Genomic DNA, 17,347 nt, shown 5'->3' on the forward strand with positions numbered 1-17,347 from the left:
GCGGGGAGCCCTCTGATCAGCGTGCCGCCTCGTCGTCGCGGCTTCCGGCCTCCGGTGACTCGTCGGACATCGCCGGCGACGGCTCGCCCGCCGACCCGTCCACCGGCTCGAACGGCCCTCTGGCCCGTAGGCCCGGCTCCCCGCCGCCCGTCGCGGCGTCCCGTGCGGTCGCCGTGCCGTCGCGTACGGTGCGCTCGGCGTCCCCCACCGTCCGTTCGTCGTCACGGAGGGTCCGCTCGGCCTCCTCGACCGCCCAGCCCCCGTCCAGTACGGTCCGTTCGGCCGCCCACTCGTCATCGCGGAGGGTCCGTTCGGCGTCCCGTACGGCCGGGTCCTCCTCGGCCCGAGGGCCGTCGTGGACCGTCTCCTCGCCGTCGGCCCACGCGTCGTGCGGGAGCTGCACCGGATTCGGTGCGGTCTGCCGGGCGGACGGGTCCTGTCCATCGGAGGACAGCGGGGCGCCCGCGACCTTGACGTCGCCGGGATGCCGCAGCCGCGGCACCGGTTCGGTGCCATCGGTGTCACCGGGAACCGGCGTCTCGGAGCCGGCACCGGGCGGCGGGGCCGGATCGGGGCCGATCGTGCGGACGTGACCGCCGACGGGCGGCAGCGGCGGTGCCGCGCCGGCGAGCGCCGCGCGCCGCCGCCGGCGCCGCAGGCCGATCGTCACGCCGACGACGATCACCAGGAGGACGGCACCCCCGCCCCCGGCGGCGCCGAGCCTGCTCCAGTCGGGGCCGTCGGCGGGGGAGACGCGCACGGTGCGCGGCCTCTTGTCCACCGTCGCCGCGGTCTTCTTCGGCTGCGGCGGCGGAATCGGATCCACCAGCGTCCCCACCGGCTGCGCCTTCGCGCGCTCGGCGAAGCCCCAGTTCAGCAGCGAACGCGCGTCGCCCCAGAAGTCGGACTGCGCGTGCATCAGCGCGATGATGATCGTGTGGCCGTTCCGCGTGGCCGCGCCGACGAAGCTGCCGAGCGCGTGGCTGGTCCAGCCGTTCTTGCCGCCGATCATGCCGCGGTAGCCGTCACCGACGAGCAGGTGGTCGTGCGTGCCGATCTGGTAGCCGCCGGTCTTCTTGCCCTTCTCCCGCTCCTTCTTGTCCGGCGGGGCCGGCCAGTCGTAGAGCGTCGCCCCGACGTACTTGCGGAAGTCGGGCAGCGTGAGGCCCTGCTTCATGATCAGCGCGAGGTCGTACGCGGAGCTGTGCTGCTGCGCGAGCGTGAGCGGCGGGTCGTCGTCGAGACCGTTGGGGGTCCGGGCGACGGTGTCGAGGGCCTGGATCCGGTGGGCCTCGGCGTTCATCTGGTCGAGGGACGGCCCAAGTCCGCCGTTCGCCTCGCACAGGGCGATGGCGGTGTCGTTCCCGGACTGCATGAGCAGGCCGTGGAACAGGTCGCGGACGGTGTACTTCCACTTGGTGTCCATGCCGACCGCCGATCCGGACGCGTTGACCGCCGTCTGGGACGGCTTCACCTGCTTCGCCGGATCCAGGCGCGGGATCAGCGTGATCGAGGTGAGCGTCTTCAGCGTGCTGGCGGGCCGGAAGTGGCCGTGCGGGTCCTTCGCGGCCAGGATCCGTCCCGTCTCCAGGTCGGCGATGACGTACGACGACGCCTGAATGTGCGGCGGGGCCGACACTCCGGACGACCGGTCCCAGATGTACCCGTGCCCGCCGAGGCCGGGGCCGCCGACGACCGTGTCGGCCCGGGCCGGCGCTGCGACCAGCGGGACGACACCCACGGAAAGGGTCAGCAGGGTGATTAACGTTCGCATGGCGGCCCAACGGTAGACGACGGGGTAGGTGCACGACACAGGGGGTGTACCCCCAATAATGACTGCTGATGAAGCTCTCTCGGTTCGCCTCCGCTTTTATGATCGGCCTTGCCGCATTCATGATCTTTGAGTGGCTCATGCTTGCCAAGAACTTGGGCAGCGGTCCGGCCCGATCCACCGCGTTCTATGTCATCCACGCCATCTTGATCTGCGTCAACCTCGTCCTGGCCGCCGTGCTCGGCACGATCGGCTGGCGCTCCTGGAGGGCCGGCCGCGGTGTGAAGTAGGCCACCATGTAACCGAACGGCGATCGGTCGTACGATCGCACAAGGGCGAGGTGGAGCCGCGTAAGCCTGCACGCCGAGGGCGTTCTCGCAGGTCGGCGGCGCGAATGGGAAGGTGATGACGGCATGCGTTCCGAGTCGGGGCTGCCGATCGAACCCGTCTACGGGCCCGAGGTGCTGGAGGGGTTCGACCCCGCGGAGCGCCTGGGGGAGCCGGGTGCGTTCCCCTTCACACGCGGGGTCTACCCGACGATGTACACCCAGCGGCCGTGGACGATGCGGCAGTACGCCGGGTTCGGCACCGCCGCCGAGTCGAACCGGCGCTACCACCAGCTGATCGAGGCGGGCACCGCCGGCCTGTCGGTGGCGTTCGACCTGCCCACCCAGATGGGCTACGACTCCGACGCGGACATCGCCCGCGGGGAGGTCGGCAAGGTCGGCGTGGCGATCGACTCGATCGAGGACATGCGCCTGCTGTTCGACGGCATCCCGCTGGGCGAGGTGTCGACGTCGATGACGATCAACGCGCCCGCGGCCGTGCTCCTGCTCCTCTACCAGCTCGTCGCGGAGGAGCAGGGCGTCCCCGCCGACCGGCTCACCGGCACGATCCAGAACGACATCCTCAAGGAGTACATCGCGCGGGGCACCTACATCTTCCCGCCGAAACCGAGCTTGCGCCTCGTCGCCGACACCTTCCGGTACTGCAAGGACGAGATCCCCAAGTGGAACACGATCTCGATCTCCGGCTACCACATGGCCGAGGCCGGGGCGACGCCCGTACAGGAGATCGCGTTCACCCTCGCCAACGCCAAGGAGTACGTCCGGGCGGCCGTCGACTCGGGGCTGGACGTCGACGCGTTCGCCCCGCGCCTGTCGTTCTTCTTCGTGGCCCGCACCACGTTGCTGGAGGAGATCGCGAAGTTCCGCGCGGCCCGCCGGATCTGGGCGCACATCATGCGCGAGGAGTTCGGGGCGAAGAACCCCAAGTCCCTGATGCTGCGGTTCCACACCCAGACCGCGGGCGTCCAGCTCACCGCCCAGCAGCCCGAGGTCAATCTCGTGCGCGTCGCGATCCAGGCGCTCGGCGCGGTCCTGGGCGGCACCCAGTCGCTGCACACCAACTCCTATGACGAGGCCATCGCGCTGCCCACGGAGAAGGCCGCCCGTCTCGCGCTGCGCACCCAGCAGGTGATCGCGCACGAGTCCGACCTGACGCGGATCGTCGATCCGTTCGCCGGGTCGTACGCCGTCGAGTCGATGACCGACGACATCGAGGAGGCCGCCCGCGCGCTCATCGATCAGGTCGAGGAGCTGGGCGGTGCCGTGGCCGCCATCGAGAAGGGCTTCCAGAAGGCCGAGATCGAGCGGTCGGCGTACACCATTGCGCTGGAGATCGACGGTGGTGAGCGCGTCGTCGTCGGCGTCAACCGGTTCCGGACCGACGGCGAGGAACCGTACGAGCCGCTGCGCGTGGACCCGACCATCGGAGAGGCCCAGGCCGAGCGGCTGGCGAGGCTGCGCGCCGCGCGCGACAACGACGAGGTACGCCGTCGCCTCGACGACCTGCGCCACCTCGCGGAGAAAGAGGGCGCGCAGGCGGCCTCCGGCGACGTCTCCGCGGGCGACGGCAACCTCCTGTACCCCCTGAAGGAGGCGCTGCGGGCCCGCGCCACGGTCGGCGAGGTCTGCGACGCGCTGCGCGACGTCTGGGGGGTGTACGTCCCCGCCGACGCCTACTGACGGAGGCGACCAGGCGAAGCGTCCGATCCGCGCCCGCGCGAGCCTCGTGACGGGCGATGACCCCCCGGGAGCGAGGATCACCACGATGAGCGACGAGTGGCGGGCGAACATCGACGCCTTGGAGCAGACGGCCCGTTCGGTGATCGCGCTGGGCGAGGAACTCGAGGCGCCGGACTGGGCCCGTGCGACCGAGTGCCCGGGCTGGTCGGTCCTCGACCAGTACTCCCATATTCTGGGACTGGAGCGTTGGCTGCTCGGCGAGGCCGCGGACGACGAGCCGCGGACGGCGGCCAACACCGGTCTCGACGTGGAGGCCCTCCGCTCCTGGCCGCCGGAGAAGATCCTCGGTGAGCTGCGCGGGGTGATCGACCGGCGTCTCGCGGCGCTGCGATCCGGTGCCGTCGACCTGTCGCAAGTGGTGACCACTCCCTTCGGCGTGGACATGCCGTACGGCGATTTTCTGCGACACCGTGCATTCGACGTGTGGATGCACGAACAGGACGTACGACGCGCCACGGGGCGTCCGGGCAACCTCGGCGGTCCCGCCGCCGAGACCGCCGCGCGCATCCTCGGCGGCGCGCTGCCCTTCGTCGTGGGCAAGCGGGCGGCGGCCGAGCCGGGCCAGACGGTCCTGGTCGAGACGCCCACGCGTCGCTGGTGCGTCGAGGTCGGCGCCGACCGGCGGGCCCGGTTCGCGGAGGAGACGCCGGAGCCGTCCGCGCGGCTCCGCATGGAGTGGGAGACGTTCGTCCGGCTCGGCGGCGGCCGCGTGGACCCGTCCCAGGCCGACGTGCGGGTCACGGGAGACGGGGACCTCGCCGGCCGGGTGCTCGCGGGCATGTCCGTCACGCCCTGAGCGGCGGACAAGCCCACCAGGGTTGATGATCAAAATGGTTATTAGTGAGGATTGCTCGTAGCCGGAACGGATGGCGGTGACCGCCCGATGGGTGCCCCAGAAGAGTCAACCGCGCATCGCGGGGCAAAGACGCCCCGAGACCGCATGCGGTCGGCGGCATGATGGTCGTCGATCGGGGCGGTTTCGGTGCTCACTCGGGGCACCTGACGTGCTGGCCGAATTACATCACGCGAGAGCCATCAACCTGCAAGGATTGAGGGACGGAGGTTGGCCGTGGCCATTGAGTTCAATGCCTCGCGAGGCGCGACACTGGGCGTCGAGTGGGAGCTTCAGCTCATCGACGACCAGACACGATGCCTTCGTCAGGACGCTGGACAGGTGCTGGGGGCGCTGCCCGGGCTCAGCGAGGCCGAGCGCAACCCCAAGATCCGCCATGAGCTCATGGAGTCGACCGTGGAGATCGTCACCGACGTGTGCCACACGGTCTCCGAGGCGCGCGCGGATCTGGCCGCCACCATCACCGAGCTGCGCTCCGCCGCCGAGCCCCGGGGCATCGGCCTCGCCTGCACCGGAACCCACCCGATCAGCGACTGGCGCGACGCGGAGATGGCGCCGATCCAGCGCTACGCCGAACTGGTCGAGCAGTACCAATGGCTGGCGCGGCGCATCCAGACGTACGGCGTGCACGTCCACGTCGGCGTGCGCTCCGGCGACAAGGCCATTCCGATCGTGAACGCCCTGTCCGCCTACCTCCCGCACTTCCTCGCGCTCACCGCGTCGAGCCCCTTCTGGAGCGGCCACGACACGGGGCTGGCGTCGAGCCGGGCGATCGTCTTCGGGGCGCTGCCCACGGCCGGCCCGCCACACCTGCTGGCGGACTGGGCCGAGTTCGAGGCGTACATGGACACGCTGCTGCGCGCTCAGGCGATCAAGAGCATCAAAGAGGTCTGGTGGGACATCCGGCCGCACCCGGATTTCGGCACCATCGAGATCCGGATGTTCGACGGAATTCCGACTCTCCGGGAGGTCGGAATGGCCGCGGCGCTGTGCCAATCACTCGTCGAACTGTTCGATCACCAGCTCGATCGCGGATACACTTTGCCCAGCCCAGCCGCGTGGGTCGTGCGCGACAACAAATGGCGAGCGACCCGGTACGGCCTGGACGCCATCGTGATCACCGACGATCAGGGAACGACCGCTCCGCTCCGCGACGAGCTCTACGAACTGGTCCGGGAGCTGGAGCCGATGGCGGACCGGCTCGGTTGCGCCGAGGATCTGAAAGTGGTCTCCGACGTCCTTGACCATGGCGCCTCCTACGAACGGCAGCGCGCCATCGTCGCCGATGGCGGCAGCCTTGAGGACGTCGTGACCGCGGGTCTCACGGAGTTCCGGGACGACCGGTTCGTCAATCCACGGGAGGTGACACATGCGGGGGCCTGAATTCCCCGGTAATGAGCCAGGAGGAGGGCTGAGACCGCAACTCGACTCGTTCCTTGCCGAGAACGAGAACGATCTCATCGCCTTCCGCCGGGATCTGCACATGCACCCGGAGCTCGGCTTCGCCGAGCACCGCACGACGGCTCGTCTGATCGAGGCGCTGACGGCGGCGGGGCTGCGGCCGAAGCGGCTGCCCAAGGGCACCGGCCTGGTCTGCGAGGTCGGCAACGGCGACGGGCCGGTCGTCGGCCTGCGCGCGGACATCGACGCCCTTCCGCTGACCGACGAGAAGGACGTCCCCTACCGTTCCACGGTGCCGGGCCTCTGCCACGCCTGCGGCCACGACGTGCACACGACCATCCTGCTCGGAGTGGGGCGGTTCTTCGCCCGGCAGGCCGCCGCGGGCCTGGTGCCCGGAAAGGTGCGGCTGATCTTCCAGCCGGCCGAGGAGACGCCGGGCGGCGCCCTGGACGTCCTGGCCGCCGGCGGCATCGCCGGGGTCGACCGCATCTTCGCGCTGCACTGCGACCCCCGCCTGGAGGTCGGCCGGCTCGGCCTGCGGGTCGGCCCGATCACCGCGGCGTGCGACAAGGTGGACGTCCGCGTCGCCGGTCCCGGAGGCCACACCGCCCGCCCCCACCTGACCGCGGACCTGGTGTACGCCCTGGCCAAGATCGTTACTGAGCTGCCGGCCGCCCTGTCACGGCGCGTCGACCCGCGCTCCAGCCTCAGCCTGGTGTGGGGTCGCGTATCGGCCGGGTCGGTGGCCAACGCCATCCCCGACGACGGCATCGCCCAGGGCACCGTGCGCTGCCTCGACGACGAGGCCTGGCACTCCGCGCCCGAGCTGATGAAGACCCTGCTCGACTCGGTGGCCAGTGCGTATGGCGTCAAGGCCGAGCTGGACTACGTACGCGGCGTCCCCCCGACCGTCAACGAGAAGACGAGCATCGACATGTTCCGCACCGCCGTCGGCAGCGTGCTGGGCGAGGACGGCGCGGCCGGCACCCCCCAGAGCCTCGGCGGCGAGGACTTCGGCTGGTACCTCGAGTCGATCCCCGGAGCGCTCGCCCGGCTCGGCGTCGCGGCGCCCGGCATGGCGGGGGCGTACGACCTGCACCGTGGCACCTTCGACGTGGACGAGCGGAGCATCGGCATCGGTGTGCGGATCATGGTCGCCACCGCGCTGACGGCCCTGTGGGAGAGCCGGCGTGCCGGCGCCACCGAGCCCATCGGAGAGCCGGCCGCTTAACGATCAGGCTCTGTTCTCGGGGCCGCTCACCCTCCTCACGCGCTGGGCGAAGCGGGCGGCCTCGTCTGCTGGCCTGACCAGTGACGATGCGCTCTCGCCTTGATAACGGACACGTTGCGACACGGTAGCTTTGGTTCGTTCTGCGCCTGGCTCCGACTAAGGTCCGAGGGATTCGTGCCAAGACGCACATTTCGGGCGGGGTCTAATTGGAGGAGCTACCTTGCGCCGTGCAGTGAAGATGACCGCCGTGGTCGCGAGCGCGGTGCTTGCGCTGAGTGCCGCCGGCTGCGGCGGTAAGAAGGCCAGCACCGGGGGCGGTGGCGGCAGCGAGAGCCAGAAGTCCCTCAAGGTCGGCCTCGCGTACGACGTGGGCGGCCGTGGTGACAAGTCGTTCAACGACGCCGCGTACGCGGGCCTGCAGAAGGTCCAGAGCGACCTGAAGCTCGACGTCAAGGACATCGAGGCCAAAGAGGGCGAGAGCGACAACGACAAGATCCAGCGGCTGCAGCTGCTGGCCCAGTCGGGCTACAACCCGGTGATCGCGGTCGGTTTCGTGTACGCGACGGCGCTCGGCAAGGTCGCGCCGAAGTTCCCGAACACCAAGTTCGCCATCATCGACGACAACTCGATCCAGCAGGCGAACGTCGCGGACCTGCTCTTCGCCGAGCAGGAGGGCTCCTACCTCGTCGGCGCCGCGGCCGCCAAGAAGTCCAAGACCGGCAGCATCGGCTTCATCGGCGGCGTGGAGACGCCGCTGATCAAGAAGTTCGAGGCCGGGTACGTCGCGGGCGCCAAGAAGATCAACCCGAACGTCAAGGTCCAGATCAAGTACATCTCCCAGCCGCCGGACTTCGGTGGCTTCAAGGACCCGGCCAAGGGCAAGACGATCGCCCAGGGCATGTACGACGGGGGCGCGGACGTGATCTACGCGGCGGCCGGCCTGTCCGGCAGCGGCTCCCTGCAGGCGGCCACCTCGACCAAGAAGTGGTTCATCGGCGTGGACTCCGACCAGTACCAGTCGGCGTCCGCCGACGAGAAGCCCTACGTCCTGACCTCGATGCTCAAGCGCGTGGACACTGCGGTGTTCAACTTCGTCAAGGACGTCGGCGACAACAAGTTCCAGAAGGGCGACCAGCGGTTCAGCCTCAAGAACGACGGCATCGACTACTCCAAGTCGAACCCGTCGGCCCTGGGCGACCTGTCGGCGACCCTCGACGACCTGAAGCAGCAGATCGTCTCCGGAAAGATCACGCCGCCCGAGAAGTGACGGCGACAAGGGCTCGGGCCCGGGTGGGCGGCCGTTCCGGCCTCCCACCCGGGCCCACTGGCGCGGGAGCAGGGCATGTCCACGACTGAGCCGGCGGTCGAGCTGCACGGCATCACCAAGCGCTTCCCCGGTGTCGTGGCCAACCACGACATCGACATCACGGTCGCGGCGGGCACGGTGCACGCGATCGTTGGGGAGAACGGCGCGGGTAAGTCGACCCTGATGAAGATCCTCTACGGCATGCAACGGCCGGACGAGGGGACCATCGAGGTCAACGGGGCGGTGGCGGATCTCCATTCACCGTCCGACGCCATCGCGCGCGGCATCGGCATGGTGCACCAGCACTTCATGCTCGCCGACAACCTCACCGTCCTGGAGAACGTCGTCCTCGGCGCGGAGAAGCTCCACGGCATCGGCGCCGGCGCACGGCGCCGCATCCAGGAGATCTCCGACCAGTACGGCCTCGGCGTCGAGCCGGGCCGGCTGGTCGAGGAACTCGGCGTCGGGGCCCGCCAGCGCGTGGAGATCCTCAAGGTCCTCTATCGCGGTGCGAAGATCCTCATTCTGGACGAGCCGACCGCGGTGCTCGTGCCGCAGGAGGTGGATGAGCTCTTCGCCAACCTCGAGGAGCTCAAGCGCGAGGGCCTCACCGTCATCTTCATCTCGCACAAGCTCGATGAGGTCCTCAAGGTCGCCGACGCGATCACCGTGATCCGCCGGGGCACCACCGTCGCCTCCGCCGATCCCCGGGAGGTCTCCGCGCGGCAACTGGCCGAGCTCATGGTCGGCAGCGAACTGCCGGTTCCGGAGCTGCGGGAGTCGACGGTGACCGACGTTCCGGTGCTGACCGTCGAGGACGTCACGGTCCGCGACGCGACCGGCCGCGCCGTCGTCGACGGCGTGTCCCTGACCATCCACGAGGGCGAGATCCTCGGGATCGCCGGAGTCGAGGGCAACGGCCAGGCCGAACTGGTCGAAGCGATCATGGGCATGCTGCCGGTCGAGTCCGGCGTCCTCAGGCTCAGGGGACAGGACCTGGTCGGCCGGTCCACCCGGCATCGCCGCGAGATGGGCATCGGATTCATCCCCGAGGACCGCCACCGGCACGGCCTGCTGCTGGAGTCGTCGCTGTGGGAGAACCGCGTCCTCGGCCACCAGACGCGGCCGCCGAACGTCAAGGGAATCCTCATCGACCGGGCCGGCGCGCGCCGGGACACCGAGCGGATCGTCGAGGACTATGACGTGCGGACGCCCGGCATCGACGTCGCCGCGGCGTCGCTGTCCGGCGGCAACCAGCAGAAGCTCATCATCGGCCGGGAGATGTCCGGCGAACCGAAGCTGCTGATCGCCTCGCATCCGACCCGCGGCGTGGACGTCGGCGCGCAGTCCGCGATCTGGGACCACCTGCGGCGCGCCCGGGGCGAGGGGCTGGCGGTGCTGCTCATCTCCGCCGACCTGGACGAACTGATCGGCATGTCCGACACCCTGCGGGTGATCCTGCGCGGCCGGCTGGTCGGGGAGGCCGACCCGGCCACCATCACCCCGGACGCACTCGGCTCCCTCATGACCGGCGCCGGAGAGGGGAGCGCGGCATGATTTCCAACCTGCTCGCGAAGTCGTACGCGCGGACCGTGGTGGCGGCGCTCGTCGCACTCGTGTTCGCGATCGTCGTGACCTCGATCGTGCTGTCGGTGAGCGGGTTCAACCCGCCGTCGACGTTCCAGGCGATGTTCTCGTTCGGCAAGCAGCCCGACAGCGTCGTCAACACGGTGAACCGCGCGGCGGCGTACTACCTGTCCGCGCTCGCCGTCGCCATCGGGTTCCGGATGAACCTGTTCAACATCGGCGTCGACGGGCAGTACCGCCTCGCCGCGATGGTCGCCGCCGCTGCGGGCGGCGCCTGGGCACTCCCGGCCGGCCTCCACCAGCTAGTGATCATCCTGGTCGCGGCGGTCGTGGGCGGCGCGTGGGCGGCCCTCGCCGCGATCCTCAAGGTGACGCGCGGCGTCAGCGAGGTCATCTCGACCATCATGCTGAACTTCATCGGCACCGGGGTGATCGCCTTCCTGCTCAGCCCGGACCGGCTCGCGGTGAAGGTCGCCGGCAGCAACAACATCGGCACCAAGCCCATCGCGTCCTCGGGCCGGGTGCCGGGGATCTCCTACCCGGGCAGCGACCTGAAGATCTACGGTCTGGTCCTGCTGGCGGTACTGGCCGGCCTCGGCTTCTGGTTCATGGTCAACAGGACGCGCTTCGGCTTCGATCTGCGGGCCACGGGTCTGTCCCAGAGCGCCGCCGTCGCCAGCGGTGTCGACACCAAGCGCATGGTGATCATCGCGATGGCCCTGTCTGGTGCGGTGGCCGGCCTGGTCGGCATGCCGCAGCTGCTCGGTGGGTCGTACTCCTACTCGCTGGACTTCCCGACCGGGATCGGTTTCACCGGGATCGGGATCGCGCTGCTGGGCCGGAACAACCCGGTCGGCATCGCGTTCGCGTCGCTGCTGTGGGCGTTCCTCGACCAGTCGTCGCAGATCCTCGAGTTCAACGACATCCCGAAGGAGATCGTCGCCATCACCCAGGCGGCCGTGCTGCTGTCGGTGGTCGTGGTGTACGAAATCGTCAACCGGGTGGGCCGGCGCATGGACCAGCGGCGCGTCGCCGCGCAGCTCGGAGAGGTGGCGGCGTGAGCACAGGGACGCGGCATCGGCCGGCGCACGGTTCCGAGCAGGCAGGCGAGGTGGCACCGTGAGCGAGCGAAGCGAGCGAGCCATGAGCACAGCATCCTTGATCACCCTTCCGACGAAGGAGGGCTCATGATCGACCAGGAGGTCCGTACGCCGACGCCCCGCACCGGGCCGGCGCGGGCGGCGCGCGGCCGGCGGGCGCTGACCATCGGGCTGGGCGTCTTCGCCGCGCTCATCGCGCTCCGGCTGATCACCGGCGAGACGGACATCACCTCCAGCGGCACCATGAGCGCGACGCTGGCCCTCGCCGTACCGATCGGGATGGCCGCGATGGGCGGCCTGTGGTCCGAACGCTCCGGCGTGGTCAACATCGGGCTCGAAGGCATGATGGTATTCGGCACGTGGGGCGCGGCCTTCGGGGCGTACTTCAGCGGCAGTCCCTGGCTGGGCCTGGTCGCCGGAGCCATCGCCGGAGCGCTGGGCGGCCTGCTGCACGCGGTCGCGACGGTGACCTTCGGCGTGGACCACATCGTCTCCGGTGTCGCGATCAACATCCTGGCACCGGGCGTCACGCGCTACCTGTCGGACCTGCTCTTCACGCACGAGAGCGGCGGCGGGGCCACCCAGTCGCCGCCGCTGCCGAGCTTTCCCACGTGGAGCGTGCCCGGCGTCGGCGGCCCGCTGGGCGACCTCGAGAAGCACCACTGGTTCCTGATCTCCGACCTCGCCGGCCTCGTCCGCGGGCTGCTCACGAACCTGTCCCCGGTCACCCTCATCGCGGCCGCGCTCATCCCGATCTCGTTCTTCCTGCTGTGGCGCACGGCGTTCGGCCTGCGGCTGCGATCCTGCGGGGAGAACCCGCTCGCCGCCGAGTCACTGGGCGTCAAGGTCTACACGATGAAGTACGCCGCGGTCGTGATCTCCGGTGCGTTCGCCGGAGTGGGCGGCACGTTCCTGGCCATGGTGGCGTCCTCGAACTACCAGGAGGGCCAGGTCAACGGGCGTGGCTTCATCGGCCTCGCCGCCATGATCTTCGGTAACTGGCGGCCGGGTGGCGTCGCGGCGGGCGCCGGACTGTTCGGCTACACCGACGCGCTGCAGCTGCGCGGCGGCGCCGGTGCGGTGCACGCCATGCTCCTCCTGCTGGGCGTCGGGCTCCTGGCCCTGGCGGTCTGGCACGGCTACCGGCGCCGGATGGTCACGGCGGCGGTCTCGGCGGTCGTGGGGGTCGGGCTCCTCGCCTGGTTCTTCCTGACCGACGAGCTGCCGAGGGAGATCGTCACCTACAGTCCGCACATCACGACGCTGCTCGTCCTGGCGTTCGCGGCCCAGCGGCTGCGCATGCCGGCCGCCGACGGGCTGCCCTACCGTAAGGGCGGGGGGCACTGATGGCCGACATCGACTGGGAGGCCCTCCGGCAGGCCGCCCGTACGGCGATGGAGAAGGCGTACGCGCCGTACTCCGAATTTCCCGTGGGCGCCGCCGGGCTGACCGACGACGGCCGCGTCGTCTCCGGCTGCAACGTGGAGAACGCCTCGTACGGCGTCGGCCTGTGCGCCGAGTGCGGGTTGGTCTCGGCGCTGCACGGCACGGGCGGCGGGCGGCTGGTCGCCGTCGCCGTCGTGGACCGCGCGGGTTCGCCGCTGATGCCCTGCGGGCGCTGCCGACAGCTGCTGTGGGAGCACGGCGGCCCCGACATGCTGCTGGAGACCGTTCGCGGCATCCGGCCGATGCGCGAGGTCCTGCCCGACGCCTTCGGCCCCGACGACCTGGAGAACCGTAAATGACCTTCGACGCCGTCGACGTCATCCGCGCCAAGCGGGACGGCGGAGAGCTGTCCGACGCGCAGATCGACTGGACGATCGACGCCTACACCAAGGGGGTCATCGCCGAGGAGCAGATGTCGGCCCTGGCCATGGCGATCCTCCTGAAGGGCATGACCCGGCGGGAGGTCGCCCGGTGGACGGACGCGATGATCCGCTCGGGCGAGCGGATGGACTGGTCGGGGCTGAGCCGGCCCACGGCGGACAAGCACTCCACCGGCGGGGTCGGCGACAAGATCACACTGCCGCTGGCGCCGACCGTCGCCGCCTGCGGGGCGGCCGTTCCGCAGCTGTCCGGACGCGGCCTCGGCCACACCGGCGGCACCCTCGACAAGCTCGAGTCGATCCCAGGCTGGCGGGCGTCACTGTCCAACGAGGAGATGCTGGCCGTCCTCGACCGGGCGGGCGCGGTGGTGTGCGCGGCCGGCTCCGGCCTCGCGCCCGCCGACCGCAAGCTGTACGCCCTGCGCGACGTCACCGGCACGGTCGAGTCGATCCCGCTGATCGCCAGCTCGATCATGTCCAAGAAGATCGCGGAGGGCACCGGCGCGCTGGTGCTCGACGTCAAGGCCGGGTCCGGGGCGTTCATGAAGAGCGTCGAGGACGCCCGTGAGCTGGCCCGCACGATGGTCGCCATCGGCGCCGACCACGGGGTCAGGACGGTCGCCCTGCTGACCGCCATGGACACCCCCCTCGGCCGTACGGTCGGCAACGCCATCGAGGTCGACGAGTCCGTGGAGGTCCTGGCCGGCGGCGGCCCGGAGGACGTCGTCGAGCTGACGGTGGCCCTGGCCCGCGAGATGCTGGCCGCAGCGGGCCTGGCGGGCGCCAAGGACCCGGCCGACGCGCTGCGCGACGGCTCGGCCATGGACGCCTGGCGGAGCATGATCACCGCGCAGGGCGGCGACCCGGACGCCCCGCTCCCGGTCGCGAAGGAGACCCACGAGGTCCTGGCGACGGAGTCCGGCGTGCTGACCCGGCTCGACGCCTTCGGCGTCGGCGTCGCGGCGTGGCGCCTCGGCGCCGGGCGGGCGCGCAAGGAGGACCCCGTGGCCCACGCGGCGGGCATCGTCCTGCACGCCAAGCCCGGCGAGACCGTACACGCGGGGCAGCCGCTGATGACCCTCCACGCCGACGACCCGTCGCGCTTCGAGCGCGCGCTGGCCGCACTCGAGGGCGCCGTCGAGGTCGAGACGGCCGTCGGCGAGACGTCGGAGCGGCCGCTGGTCATCGACCGGATCGCCTGATCAACCGGTTCCTGACTGGGAGGCGGCGGCGGCCATGATGATGACGATGACCACGAACACGAGCCCCAGGACGATGAAGGCCGTGCCGATCGCGCCCATCACGATGCCGGCCGTCGCATTGCCCTCGCCGCCGATGTACCCGCCGCTCTCGCGGATCCGCCGCTTGGCCGACATCCCCATGAACAGCGCGATGGGCGACAGCAGGCCGCACAACACAAGGCCGAGGATGCCGAGGACCATCGAGGTTGTCGCCCCACTGTCATCCTGCGGGGGCGGCGGCACCGGATACTGATACATGTCGGCACCATAGACGAACGCCGCCACGGACCGCGTGTCCAGGATCGGCCGAGTCAGTGGCGGCCGATTGACCTGCGCGGCAAGCCCCAGCGGGTCACGCTGCACTCTTGGGGGTTCGCCCAGCTCGGCCAGTTCATCGCCTACAAGGCGGTCCGCGCCGGGGTACCGGTGGTGTATGTGGACCCGCGCTACACCTCCCAGGGGTGCTCGGCGTGCGGTCACATCGACAAGAAGAATCGGCCCGAACAGGCCGTGTTCTGCTGCACGTCGTGCGGCTTCGCTGAGCATGCCGACGTGAACGCAGCCCGTAACATCGCCGCACGCGGTGTCGCGGGCTGGGCAGTGAGTCACGCTGCCGACGACGCGGCCTGAACCGTACCCGCCAGGCACGGAACAGAGTTGCAAGCTCGGAAATTCGAGGCCGAGAAGCTGACGAAGTACGTCATTTGAGCCGATCACACCGGACGTACTGGAAGCTGGTGCCGTACGACCACGTCTTCAAGCCCGGCCACCGCATCGGCCTGGTGATCATGGCCACCGACCACGACTACACGCTGCGGTACCCGGCCGGCACGAAGGTCTCCGTCCGGCTCGGCGGCTCGACCCTGCGGCTGCCCCTCACCACCGGCTGACGACCGCCGTACGGGCCCCCTCTCCGCGCCCCGCCGAGGGGGCCCGTACGGCGATCTGAGGGGCGCACGGCGGGTAGTGTGCGAGGCGTGACGAACCGCCCTGTGCTCGACGACATCCGGCGGGCCCCCAAGGTGCTCCTCCACGATCACCTCGACGGCGGGCTGCGGCCGGAGACCATCGTGGACCTCGCCCGCGAGACCGGCTACGACGCCCTCCCCACCACCGACCCGGACCGGTTGCGCACCTGGTTCGCCGAGGCGTCCGACTCCGGCTCACTGGAGCGCTACCTGGAGACGTTCGATCACACGGTCGGCGTGATGCAGACCGCCGAGGCCCTCACCCGCGTCGCGTACGAGTGCGCCGAGGACCTGGCCAACGACGGTGTCGTCTACGCGGAGGTGCGATACGCGCCCGAGCAGCACACTCGCCGGGGCCTCACGCTGGGCCAGGTCGTCGAGGCGGTGCTGCAGGGGTTCGCCGACGGCGGCCGGGACCACGGCATCCGGGTGGGCACGCTGCTCACCGCGATGCGCCACCAGGCCCGCAGCATGGAGATCGCCGAGCTGGCCGTCCGCTACCGCGACGACGGCGTCGTCGGCTTCGACATCGCCGGCGCCGAGGCGGGCTACCCGCCCACCCGGCACCTCGACGCGTTCGAGTACCTCCAGCGGGAGAACGCCCACTTCACCATCCACGCGGGCGAGGCGTTCGGTCTGCCGTCGATCTGGCAGGCCATCCAGTGGTGCGGCGCCGACCGGCTCGGCCACGGCGTGCGGATCATCGACGACATCGCCGAGCGCGACGCGGACATCCCCCGGCTCGGGCGCCTCGCAGCCTACGTACGCGACAAGCGCATCCCGCTGGAAATGTGCCCCAGCTCCAACGTCCAGACCGGCGCCGCCAAGTCCATCGCCGAACACCCCATCGGGCTCCTCCGCCGCCTGTACTTCCGGGTCACCGTCAACACCGACAACCGGCTGATGAGCGGCACCACCCTGTCCGAGGAGTTCGCCAAGCTCGTCGAGGCGTTCGACTACGGCTGGGACGACCTGCAGTGGTTCACGGTCAACGCCATGAAGTCCGCCTTCCTCGGCTTCGACGAACGCCTCGAGCTCATCAACGGGGTCATCAAGCCGGGCTTCGCGCAGCTGAAGTGGCGCTCGCACCCGTGACCGCCGCCGTGTCCCCCCAGACTCCGGCCGGGGCCAAGGTGTTCCGGTCGAGCGCCGCCCGCTTCTTCGGCTGGGCCTGGATGGTCTTTGCCGCGGCCAACCTCGCCGACCTGATCTGGCGAGGAGACGACGCGGCCTCACTGGTCGCCGCGACCGTCATGCTGCTCGGCTGCGGCGTCGCGTACGTCGTCGCGTTGCGCCCGCGCATCGTCGCCCACGCCGAGGCCGTCCGTCTGCACAACCTGTTCCGCGACGTCGAGGTGCGCTGGGGCGGGGTGGAGCGGGTCGAGGGCGGCGACGCGGTATACGTCCACGCGGGCGGCCGCCGGTTCCGCGCCTTCGTCCTGCAGATCTCCCCGCGCAACCGCGCGCGGTTCGAGGCGAAGGCCCGCCGCGAGGAGCGGAAGCTCCCCGACCACGTCGCGGAGTACATCCAGGGACGCACCCAGACCGACTTCGCGGTCGAAGAACTCCGCGAGATGGCCGAGGACCGCTCGCGTGGCGCGAAGACGGGTGCGACCGAGCCGGTGGTGACTTGGGCATGGCCCGCCATCACCGCTCTGGCGGTGCCCGCCGCGGCCTTCGTCACCGCCGTCATCATCGCCCTGTTCTAAGGACGGCCGCGCCTGGTCGTCTCCAGTCCGGTGGCGTGGATGGGGACCTGCCGGTCAGCCGTTCCTCTCCCAGTTCTCGGTGACACGTGCCTTCTCGGCCTCGATGAGGGGACGGACGACGTCCTCGACCGTTCGGTGGGAGATCTCGGCGAACGCCCAGACCCACTCGACGAGTTCGGCGGGCAGTTCGAGGGTCAGGCGGCGCGTGCCGGAGTCCGAACGAGACCTGGTCATGAGGGGTCTCCCTTCCATAGAGGATGATGACGG

General features: G+C 70.3%; 17 protein-coding genes and 1 pseudogene. 15 read left to right on the forward strand and 3 right to left on the reverse strand.

What is annotated here, in order from left to right:
- Positions 1-16: 16 nt before the first annotated feature.
- Positions 17-1,774: a D-alanyl-D-alanine carboxypeptidase family protein gene (locus tag NE236_RS06975; protein ID WP_252840977.1), complete on the reverse strand. Its 1,758-nt coding sequence runs from the start codon at positions 1,772-1,774 to the stop codon at positions 17-19.
- Between the two features lie 68 nt (positions 1,775-1,842).
- Here NE236_RS06975 and NE236_RS06980 point away from each other — a divergent pair, with 68 nt between their 5' ends.
- The 11 genes from NE236_RS06980 to NE236_RS07030 all read left to right on the forward strand — a co-directional run bounded on the left by NE236_RS06980 (position 1,843) and on the right by NE236_RS07030 (position 14,364).
- Positions 1,843-2,061 carry an SCO4848 family membrane protein gene (locus NE236_RS06980; RefSeq protein ID WP_252840978.1) on the forward strand — a complete coding sequence of 73 codons (219 nt, stop codon included), beginning with the start codon at positions 1,843-1,845 and terminating at the stop codon, positions 2,059-2,061.
- A 123-nt stretch (positions 2,062-2,184) separates the two neighbouring features.
- Entirely contained in the window at positions 2,185-3,798 is a 1,614-nt protein-coding gene (locus tag NE236_RS06985; RefSeq protein ID WP_252840979.1) for an acyl-CoA mutase large subunit family protein, read from the forward strand.
- An 85-nt stretch (positions 3,799-3,883) separates the two neighbouring features.
- Entirely contained in the window at positions 3,884-4,654 is a 771-nt protein-coding gene (locus NE236_RS06990) for a maleylpyruvate isomerase family mycothiol-dependent enzyme (protein ID WP_252840980.1), read from the forward strand.
- Between the two features lie 273 nt (positions 4,655-4,927).
- Positions 4,928-6,094 (forward strand): glutamate--cysteine ligase, encoded by a 1,167-nt coding sequence (locus NE236_RS06995; RefSeq protein WP_252840981.1) that lies wholly within the window; start codon positions 4,928-4,930, stop codon positions 6,092-6,094.
- The gene (locus NE236_RS07000; RefSeq protein WP_252840982.1) at positions 6,081-7,343 is read left to right on the forward strand and encodes an amidohydrolase; all 1,263 of its coding nucleotides are present in this window, start codon (positions 6,081-6,083) and stop codon (positions 7,341-7,343) included. Before NE236_RS06995 ends, NE236_RS07000 begins: the two co-directional genes overlap by 14 nt.
- 220 nt (positions 7,344-7,563) lie before the next feature.
- Positions 7,564-8,610: a BMP family lipoprotein gene (locus NE236_RS07005; RefSeq protein WP_252840983.1), complete on the forward strand. Its 1,047-nt coding sequence runs from the start codon at positions 7,564-7,566 to the stop codon at positions 8,608-8,610.
- Between the two features lie 75 nt (positions 8,611-8,685).
- The gene (locus tag NE236_RS07010; protein WP_252840984.1) at positions 8,686-10,206 is read left to right on the forward strand and encodes an ABC transporter ATP-binding protein; all 1,521 of its coding nucleotides are present in this window, start codon (positions 8,686-8,688) and stop codon (positions 10,204-10,206) included.
- A complete protein-coding gene (locus tag NE236_RS07015) occupies positions 10,203-11,297 on the forward strand; it encodes an ABC transporter permease (RefSeq protein WP_372494253.1) in 1,095 nt (364 codons plus the stop codon). The genes NE236_RS07010 and NE236_RS07015 overlap by 4 nt, the downstream gene beginning before the upstream one ends.
- 126 nt (positions 11,298-11,423) lie before the next feature.
- A complete protein-coding gene (locus tag NE236_RS07020) occupies positions 11,424-12,683 on the forward strand; it encodes an ABC transporter permease (RefSeq protein WP_252840985.1) in 1,260 nt (419 codons plus the stop codon).
- Positions 12,683-13,081 carry a cytidine deaminase gene (locus NE236_RS07025; RefSeq protein ID WP_252840986.1) on the forward strand — a complete coding sequence of 133 codons (399 nt, stop codon included), beginning with the start codon at positions 12,683-12,685 and terminating at the stop codon, positions 13,079-13,081. The genes NE236_RS07020 and NE236_RS07025 overlap by 1 nt, the downstream gene beginning before the upstream one ends.
- Positions 13,078-14,364: a thymidine phosphorylase gene (locus NE236_RS07030; RefSeq protein WP_252840987.1), complete on the forward strand. Its 1,287-nt coding sequence runs from the start codon at positions 13,078-13,080 to the stop codon at positions 14,362-14,364. Before NE236_RS07025 ends, NE236_RS07030 begins: the two co-directional genes overlap by 4 nt.
- Here NE236_RS07030 and NE236_RS07035 read toward each other — a convergent pair whose 3' ends face one another.
- Positions 14,365-14,661 carry a DUF4190 domain-containing protein gene (locus tag NE236_RS07035; RefSeq protein WP_308209065.1) on the reverse strand — a complete coding sequence of 99 codons (297 nt, stop codon included), beginning with the start codon at positions 14,659-14,661 and terminating at the stop codon, positions 14,365-14,367.
- Between the two features lie 81 nt (positions 14,662-14,742).
- Here NE236_RS07035 and NE236_RS07040 point away from each other — a divergent pair.
- The 4 genes and pseudogenes from NE236_RS07040 to NE236_RS07055 all read left to right on the forward strand — a co-directional run.
- Positions 14,743-15,033, forward strand: a pseudogene (locus tag NE236_RS07040) (RNA-guided endonuclease InsQ/TnpB family protein); the annotation flags it as partial.
- A 74-nt stretch (positions 15,034-15,107) separates the two neighbouring features.
- Positions 15,108-15,293 (forward strand): CocE/NonD family hydrolase C-terminal non-catalytic domain-containing protein, encoded by a 186-nt coding sequence (locus NE236_RS07045; RefSeq protein ID WP_252840988.1) that lies wholly within the window; start codon positions 15,108-15,110, stop codon positions 15,291-15,293.
- An 87-nt stretch (positions 15,294-15,380) separates the two neighbouring features.
- Positions 15,381-16,466: an adenosine deaminase gene (locus NE236_RS07050; RefSeq protein ID WP_252840989.1), complete on the forward strand. Its 1,086-nt coding sequence runs from the start codon at positions 15,381-15,383 to the stop codon at positions 16,464-16,466.
- A complete protein-coding gene (locus NE236_RS07055; RefSeq protein ID WP_252840990.1) occupies positions 16,448-17,080 on the forward strand; it encodes a PH domain-containing protein in 633 nt (210 codons plus the stop codon). Before NE236_RS07050 ends, NE236_RS07055 begins: the two co-directional genes overlap by 19 nt.
- Before the next feature lie 54 nt (positions 17,081-17,134).
- On the opposite strand, the gene NE236_RS07060 is transcribed toward NE236_RS07055, so the two are convergent.
- Positions 17,135-17,314 carry a hypothetical protein gene (locus NE236_RS07060; RefSeq protein WP_252840991.1) on the reverse strand — a complete coding sequence of 60 codons (180 nt, stop codon included), beginning with the start codon at positions 17,312-17,314 and terminating at the stop codon, positions 17,135-17,137.
- Positions 17,315-17,347 lie beyond the last annotated feature (33 nt).

Source organism: Actinoallomurus purpureus, from assembly GCF_024055795.1.
GTDB classification, from domain to species: Bacteria; Actinomycetota; Actinomycetes; order Streptosporangiales; family Streptosporangiaceae; genus Actinoallomurus; species Actinoallomurus purpureus.